Here is a 7,658-nt window from a genome sequence, read left to right as displayed (position 1 = left end):
AACCCGCCTTGCGGATGCCGTCAAGATACGCGGTGAAGGTGGCGACCGAGGCCGGGTCGGGCGTGAAGAACGGATTTTCGGCGTCGCCAACGAAATTCCAGTTCCAGTTGGCGCGGTCGATCGATTTCTCTCCCATCGAGACCAGCGCACCGCGCACGACCATACCGGGCACGACCTTGCGGGCCAAGGCTCCGGCCGCCACTCGCGCCGCCGTCTCACGGGCCGAAGACCGGCCGCCACCGCGATGATCTCGCAGGCCGTATTTGGCATCGTAGGTGTAATCGGCATGACCAGGCCGGTACTGGCGGGCGATCTCGCCATAGTCCTTGGAGCGCTGGTCGACATTCTCGATCAGCATCGACACCGGCGTGCCGGTGGTGATCATGGTCTCACCGTCCTCATCCAGGATGAAGCCGGACAGGATCTTGACCTCGTCGGGTTCGCGACGCTGCGTCACAAAACGCGATTGACCCGGACGGCGCTTGTCGAGGTCGGCCTGGACCGCCGCGCGCGTGAAGCGGATGCCGGGCGGACAGCCGTCGACCACGCAGCCGAGCGCTGCGCCATGGCTTTCGCCCCAGGTGGTGACGCGGAAAAGGTGGCCAAACGTATTGTGAGACATGAAAACCAGCCCTGCCGGCATCGGAGCCGGCTTAGCGCATGACCGCGAAAATCGGAGCGATTTTCGCGGTCATGCGCAAAATCAAAGTGCTACAGCGTCCTGCGCGCGTCCAACGGGACGCGCGGCGCTGTAGCCTGCGTTCTATTGGCGTTTTCGGCAGCGGTCAAACTGTGATCTGGCGGATTTAGTTTTGACACATTCGGTTGGTTTCTGCTTCCTTCGATCCGTCTGTTGAACACCCGCCGCCACCGTGCCGGCGCAATGATAAGAGGACGATGATGCGTATCCTACTCGGCGCCGTTGCCGCCATGTTGCTGATTTCCACCGCCGCCTTCGCCGGCCAAACCGAAGGCCTGATCAAAGAGATCGATAAGGACACGTTGACGCTGACACTCGACGACGGCAAATCCTACAAGCTGAACGCCGAAACCGATCTCGAAGCGCTGAAACCCGGCATGGATATCGTGATCGCCTACGACGAGACAAACGGCGAGAACGTCATCACCGACATGCAATTGCCGGATTCAACCGAATAGCGTCTTTCAGGCTGACCTGTCCCGAAAGCCGGGATGAAGGTCGTGTGACCTACCATCTTGTCCGAACCCTCGGTTCGGGATCACGGTCTTGGTCAAAACTCATTCAGCCGACTTCAGGGCCTTCGTTCACGACACACTCTGTCGGGCAGCGTACCACGCCTGCTCGGCAATGGCGGCTCCATCGTCGAAATGGCCGGTGAAGAGTTCCGGCTAGATCTCGGCCTGACTCATGCCGGAGCTCCATCGAGCCAGAACTTGTTCGCAGCCCTCGACCGGATCGGGGGCCGCGATGATCGTCACCACGGCCTCAAGATCGGCAGGTGTCCTCAATGTTAGCATGTCGGACGGCTTTGCCGGCCGGTGTGAAGCGACGGCGAGAGGGGCGCAACACGGTCGTTCAGAGTGAGTGGGTTTCGACCCTTAGAGCCACTCCAGACGTCGTCCCTCTAGTCTGAGCAAGCGATCCTGCGGCACATTCAGGGTTGCGGCTTCTTTCTCGGGCATTCCCAGCACCATGCGGAACAGGGCGCGCACGACGCCGCCATGGGTCACGCAGACCGTCTGGCGGTCCAGCGCGTCGAACCACGGCTTTATCCGTTCGAGCAGCATTTGATAGCTTTCGGCGCCCTCGCCGGGCGGCAGGAAATTCCATTTATCGAAGCGCCTCTCCCTGGCTGAGCCCAAATGCCGGGCCTCGAGTTCGGGAAAGGTGAAACCCTGCCAGTCGCCGAAACTCATTTCGACAAGGCGCGGATCCGTGCGGTAAGCTTGGGGATCGAGCCCCATCGCCATGCGAATGCGTTCCATGGTCTCACGCGTTCGCCGCATCGGGCTGGCGACAAAGTCGAAATCCTGGGGGTTATGGACAAATTCGGCCAGCCGGCGCCCGTTGCGACTAGCCTGCTCGCGGCCGAGCGCATTGAGATCGGTGTCGGCCTGCCCCTGCAACCGCGACTCGGCGTTCCACTTCGTCTGGCCGTGGCGTGCGATGTAGACGAGCGGATACATCAGGTCTTCCGGAAGAGATCGGGAGCAGACAGGCAGGATCGGTGTTCGCGGAAGGAACTAGTCCTTGACGGTCGAAATGTCGGGTGCGTCGACGGCCTTCATGCCTACGACATGGTAACCGGAATCGACATGGTGGATCTCGCCGGTGACGCCGCGTGAAAGGTTGGACAGGAAATAGACGGCTGAATCGCCGACTTCCTCCTGAGTGACCGTCTGCTTCAGCGGCGAATTGTATTCGTTCCACTTCAGGATGTAGCGGAAATCGCCGATGCCGGAGGCCGCAAGCGTCTTGATCGGCCCGGCCGAGATGGCGTTGACGCGGATCTTCCTGGCGCCAAGGTCGACGGCCAGATAGCGCACGCTGGCTTCGAGCGCCGCCTTGGCGACGCCCATTACGTTGTAGTGCGGCATCACCTTTTCCGCGCCATAATAGGTCAGCGTCAGCAGCGAGCCGCCCTCGCTCATCAGCGCCTCGGCGCGCTTGGCGATGGTGGTGAAGGAATACACCGAAATGTCCATGGTGCGCAGGAAATTGTCGCGCGTCGTCTCGACATAGCGGCCTGTCAGTTCGTCCTTGTCGGAAAAGGCGATGGCGTGGACGAGGAAATCGAGCTTGCCCCAATGCTTGGCGATGTCGTCGAACACCGCATCCAGCGTTGCCGGATCGGTCACATCGCAATGGCCGGCGACATGGGCGTTGAGTTCCGCCGCCAGCGGCTCGACGCGCTTCTTGAACGCCTCACCCTGATAGGTCAGCGCAATCTCGGCGCCGTGGTCGACGCAAGCCTTGGCTATGCCATAGGCGATCGACCGATTGTTCGCGACGCCAAGGACAAGCCCGCGCTTGCCGGCCATAATGCCTTGTCCACCCGCCATGTGAGCGCTCTCCGCAATATCTTCTGCTTTGTGGAGTGGCTATCGCACAGGCACAGAGCCCCTTCAAGCGTTCAAAACGGACAGTTCAGGGGACAAAAGCATCGCCCCACAGCGCCGCGCGTCCCTTTGGACGCACAAAGGACGCTGTAGCACCTAACCTTGCGCATCGATTTTAGGCGGTCATGCGCTAGCGTTTCCGGTTGCGCATCAGCGCTTCGAGATCGCTGTCGCCCCCTTCGGGAAGCATCAGCCGCACATGCGCGTAGAGATCACCGTGTCCGCCAACTTTTTCCGGCAAGCCCCTGCCCTTCAGCCGCAGGACCTTGTCCGAGCTCGACCAGGCGGGGACATTGACCGCAACCTTGCCGGTCGGCGTTTCGACCGCCACCTTGGCTCCCAGCACGGCATCCGCCAGTGCAACCGGCAGGTCGGCGTGGAGGTCGCGGCCTTCGACACGATAGCGCGGGTGCCGCCGGAAGCGGATCTTGACCAGCGCGTCGCCCGGCTGCCCCGGCCCTTGCTCGCCCTGGCCTTTCAGCCGGATGGTCTGGCCGTCCTCGACATAGGCTGGCAGCTTGACGGCGACCTTGCGTCCGTCGGGGAACATCGCCGTTACCTTCTCCGCAGTCGCCGCTTCCTCGATGGTGATGTCGAGCGTCACGTTCAGGTCGGCGCCGGACGGCGCCTGCCGGCCGGCGCCCGTGCCCCCACCGCGAGAGAAGGTCTCGCCGAATATCTGGCTGAAGATGTCGCTGTTGCCGTCGAACGGATCGCCGCCCGGACGGCTTGAGCGAAACTCGAAACGTGAGCCGCCCGGCCCTTGCTGCCGGCGAAAACCGGCGAACGGATCGGCGCCGCCGGCGGCACCCTCGAAACCTTGAAAGCGCGGCTTGCCCTCGGCGTCAATCTCGCCGCGATCGAAAGCCGCACGGTTCTTCTCGTCGCCGACGATTTCGTAAGCCTGATTGGCTGCGGCAAACCGCTCCTTCGCCTTGGGATCCGGATTCTGGTCCGGATGATACTCCTTGGCGAGTTTGCGGTATGCCGATTTTATGTCCTTGGCCGATGCGTTCTTGGCAACGCCCAGCACCTCATAGGGGTCGCGCATGCTTCCTGCCCTGGAGAAGGAGTGAGTCCACGATTGCCATCTATATGCGCTCGCATAGGAAGAAATTCCAGTGGCGCGCGGTCACATGATGGTGGAAAATCAGAGCGCTTTGAAGTCCTGCATCCGCCAGGCGCCGGCGCCGGCCAGGCACACCTCGCCCTTGAACAGGGCTACGCCGTCGAAGCTTTCGCGCGACGCGGTGAAGCGGCGGCAAAGCTGGCCGTTGTCTCTGGACTCCGCCAGTTCGGTGATCGAGCCGCGCGAACCGGTATCGGAATTCGCCCAGGGAACAGCCTGCCCGCCAAGTTCCTGGATATCAGCGGAAGACACCGCGTTGCGGATCGTCGCCTGGTCCGAGGCGCGATCCTGATCGATCGGCGAGGCAGCAGCAGGCGTGCTGCTGGTCAGGATCGTACGGTCGACCTCCGCCTGCTCCAAACTGAAGCCGCCGGCACCGCAGGCCGCAAGCGGCAAGGCGACCAGCACGATCGCGACTTTGACCGCAGCCTGGGCGCTGGCCGAAGCAATAAGGCTCCATTGCCTGCTGTCAAAAGGTTGCGCGATGCGCGACAATCGGCAATCTCCCCGGCCGGCAATAGAATTTGGAAAAACTATGAGCGAAACTGAGTTAACAAGCGGTGACTTTACCGAGGCTGCCGAGCCATTCCGCCTGTTTGCCGCATGGCTCGACGACGCGACGAAAAGTGAGATCAACGATCCCAACGGCGTGGCGCTGGCGACCGTCGATGCCGAGGGCATGCCAAATGTGCGGATGGTGCTGCTCAAGGGGTTCGATGAAAGCGGATTTGTCTTCTATACGAATTTCCAGAGCGCCAAAGGCCGCGAGATTCTTGGCAGCATGAAGGCGGCGATGTGCTTTCACTGGAAATCGCTGCGGCGGCAGGTGCGCGCACGCGGGCCGGTGGAGATCGTTACCGAGGCGGAAGCGGACGCCTATTACGCGACGCGTCCGCGTGGCAGCCGCATCGGCGCTTGGGCCTCGAAACAATCGCGGCCGCTGGAGAGCCGCTTCGCACTGGAAAAAGCCGTTGCCGAATACACGGCGCGCCATGCGATCGGCGAGATCCCACGGCCGAAACACTGGTCGGGCTTCCGCATCGTGCCGCAGACGATCGAGTTCTGGCACGATCGGCCTTTCCGGCTGCACGACCGCCTCGTCTTTTCCCGCAACGCGGAGGGCGGCTGGGACAAGACGAGGCTTTATCCCTAACATTTAGCCATCAACTTCTTCGGGAAACGATCGGGATGAAAATGCCCATTATCGGATTGAAGAGTTTGATCGCAGAACGCTAGGTTATTTCTTCCTGGTCATGAAGGCCATCAAGGCGGCGCGGGCCTCGTCGGACTTGAGCCGCTCGCGGAAATGCTCGCTTTCCTGGCCAATACGGGCAACAAGGTCTTCACGCGAGCCGCGCATTAGGTCACGCGCGATCTTCAGCGCTCGCGGCGGCTTGGCCGCGATTTGACTGGCCGCTGCCAGGACGGAGGCTTCGAGCTCGTTATCCTCGACCACCGCGTAGATCAGTCCGGCAGCTTTCGCCCGCTCGGCAGAAAAACCTTCACCGAGGCCAAGCAGCGCGAAGGCGCCTTGCCGGCCGAGAATCTGCGGCGCAAGCAGGCTCGACCCCGCCTCGGGGACCAAGCCGAGATCGACGAAGGGCGTGCGGAATAGTGTGCGCGGCGTGGCGAAGGTCAGGTCGCAATGCAGGTTGAGCGTGGTGCCGATGCCGACCGCGATGCCATCGACGCCGGAAACCATGGGCTTTTCCGTCCTGGCCAGTGCCATCAGGAAATCCCAGACCTCGGTGCCGCCCTCGCCGCCGGTGGCGACGACCATAAAATCGGCAAGGTCGTTGCCGGACGAGAAGGCGCCTGAAACACCGAAGAAGACATGGACGCGGATCGCCGGATCGGCGTCGCCCTCGGCAAGCGCCGCCGACATTTTCGCATACATGGCGCGCGTCAGCGCGTTCTTCTTGTCCGGACGGTTCATGCGGATGATCTGGATGGCGCCCTGGCGCTCGACGAGGATATGGTCTGTCACGGGTGATCCTTTGTGAACGTCAGCCTTTTCGTGAAACGGCAACCTTGTGGATGTCAGGCAGAAATCAGTGTCTTGCCCGCAGCGGCAAGGCTTTCGGCGCCGCCGATGACGCGCTCCTTCAGCGCGCCCGCCTCGCCAAGCAGGTTTTCGGCGAAGAAACGGCAAAGGGCGACGCGGCTTTGGTCGGCAAGCGCGCCGCGTGCCAGATAGGCGCCGCCCGCCGCAAGCGAGATCAGCCGCAGATACGACGTAGCACCGGCCAGCGCCTCGTCCGAGCGCCCGTCGGCAAGCAGCCCTTGCAGGAAACGCGTCGCCTGGCCGAGGTCGTCGAGCGCCCGGTCGAGAGCATCGGCGGTGCGGCCAAAACCCCTGGGATTTAAGGTCCGCACTTCATCGGCGACCGCTTTTAGTTCGGCGATGTAACCATGCACATGATCGCCACCGCCAAACGGCAGCTTACGCGCCACTAGGTCGATCGCCTGGATGCCGTTGGTGCCTTCGTAGATCGGCGCGATGCGCGCGTCGCGATAAAGTGCTGCCGCACCCGTCTCCTCGATGTATCCCATGCCGCCATGAACCTGCAGCCCGAGCGAGGCGACCTCGACGCCGACATCGGTGGAAAAGGCCTTGGCCAATGGCGTCAACAGATTGGCACGTTCCTGCCAATGGATGGCTTCATCGCCGACGGATACGCGCGCGTAGTCAATGGCATGCGCGCAGGAATAACTGATGGCGCGTGCAATCTGGGTCAGCGCCTTCATGGTCAGGAGGTTGCGCTGCACGTCCGGGTGATGGACGATCGGCGCCATGCCATTGCCATCATAGCTCGCGGCCTTACCTTGCCGGCGGTCATTGGCATAGGCGAGCGCCTTCTGCGTGGCCGTTTCGGCGACCGCCACGCCCTGCATGCCGACAGCGAGCCGCGCATTGTTCATCATGGTGAACATGCAGGTGAGGCCCTTGTTTTCCTCGCCGATCAGCCAGCCGATCGCACCAGGCGCCATCCCTTCGAAACCGTCGCCATAGATCATGGTGCAGGTCGGCGAGGCGTGGATGCCCAATTTGTGCTCCAGCCCGGAGCAGAAGACATCGTTGCGTGCGCCCAGCGCGCCATCCTCGCCGACAAGGAATTTCGGCACCAGGAACAACGAAAGGCCACGTGTGCCGGCCGGCGCATCCGGCAGCCGCGCCAGCACCAGGTGGACGATGTTGTCGGTGAAATCGTGCTCGCCATAGGTGATGAAGATTTTTTGCCCGAAGATGCGGTAGGTGCCGTCGCCGGCCGGCTCGGCGCGGGCGCGCAACGCATTCAGGTCCGAGCCCGCCTGCGGCTCGGTCAGGTTCATCGTGCCCATCCATTGGCCGGAGACGAGCTTTTTCAAGTATTTGGCCTTCAGCGCCGGTGAGGCGTGCTTGTCGAGCGCTTCGACCGCGCCCATGGTC

9 protein-coding genes are annotated in these 7,658 nt (G+C 62.4%); 2 read left to right on the top strand and 7 right to left on the bottom strand.

The window, feature by feature from the left end:
• Nucleotides 1-622: chorismate synthase (locus tag EOA86_RS14095; RefSeq protein ID WP_164891745.1), on the bottom strand; the 622-nt coding region annotated here is incomplete at its 3' end.
• Nucleotides 623-900: 278 nt separating this feature from the next.
• Between EOA86_RS14095 and EOA86_RS14090 the strand changes: the two genes are divergently transcribed.
• Nucleotides 901-1,158 (top strand): DUF1344 domain-containing protein, encoded by a 258-nt coding sequence (locus EOA86_RS14090; protein ID WP_029355578.1) that lies wholly within the window; start codon nt 901-903, stop codon nt 1,156-1,158.
• Between the two features lie 420 nt (nt 1,159-1,578).
• Here EOA86_RS14090 and EOA86_RS14085 read toward each other — a convergent pair whose 3' ends face one another.
• The 4 genes from EOA86_RS14085 to EOA86_RS14070 all read right to left on the bottom strand — a co-directional run bounded on the left by EOA86_RS14085 (nt 1,579) and on the right by EOA86_RS14070 (nt 4,723).
• A complete protein-coding gene (locus tag EOA86_RS14085) occupies nt 1,579-2,166 on the bottom strand; it encodes a histidine phosphatase family protein (protein ID WP_127211369.1) in 588 nt (195 codons plus the stop codon).
• 57 nt (nt 2,167-2,223) lie between these two features.
• Nucleotides 2,224-3,042: an enoyl-ACP reductase FabI gene (fabI, locus tag EOA86_RS14080; protein WP_065006207.1), complete on the bottom strand. Its 819-nt coding sequence runs from the start codon at nt 3,040-3,042 to the stop codon at nt 2,224-2,226.
• 187 nt (nt 3,043-3,229) lie between these two features.
• Nucleotides 3,230-4,150, bottom strand: a complete 921-nt coding sequence (locus EOA86_RS14075; protein ID WP_127211367.1) for a DnaJ C-terminal domain-containing protein — start codon at nt 4,148-4,150, stop codon at nt 3,230-3,232.
• Between the two features lie 99 nt (nt 4,151-4,249).
• A complete protein-coding gene (locus EOA86_RS14070) occupies nt 4,250-4,723 on the bottom strand; it encodes an RT0821/Lpp0805 family surface protein (protein ID WP_095518283.1) in 474 nt (157 codons plus the stop codon).
• A gap of 40 nt (nt 4,724-4,763) precedes the next feature.
• Between EOA86_RS14070 and pdxH the strand changes: the two genes are divergently transcribed.
• A complete protein-coding gene (gene pdxH / locus EOA86_RS14065) occupies nt 4,764-5,381 on the top strand; it encodes a pyridoxamine 5'-phosphate oxidase (RefSeq protein ID WP_128342196.1) in 618 nt (205 codons plus the stop codon).
• Nucleotides 5,382-5,465: 84 nt separating this feature from the next.
• Here the strand turns inward: pdxH and EOA86_RS14060 are convergent, their stop codons facing one another.
• Together EOA86_RS14060 and EOA86_RS14055 are read right to left on the bottom strand one after the other, a co-directional pair.
• A complete protein-coding gene (locus EOA86_RS14060) occupies nt 5,466-6,215 on the bottom strand; it encodes a crotonase/enoyl-CoA hydratase family protein (protein WP_128342194.1) in 750 nt (249 codons plus the stop codon).
• Between the two features lie 53 nt (nt 6,216-6,268).
• Nucleotides 6,269-7,658, bottom strand: a 1,390-nt coding sequence (locus EOA86_RS14055; RefSeq protein WP_164891744.1) for an acyl-CoA dehydrogenase, incomplete at its 5' end; no start/stop codon positions are given.

Source organism: Mesorhizobium sp. M5C.F.Ca.IN.020.32.2.1, assembly GCF_004023105.1.
Taxonomy (GTDB): domain Bacteria; phylum Pseudomonadota; class Alphaproteobacteria; order Rhizobiales; family Rhizobiaceae; genus Mesorhizobium; species Mesorhizobium wenxiniae.
Note: the sequence above shows the minus strand (reverse complement) of the source record. Positions and strands in the feature narration are given on the sequence as shown.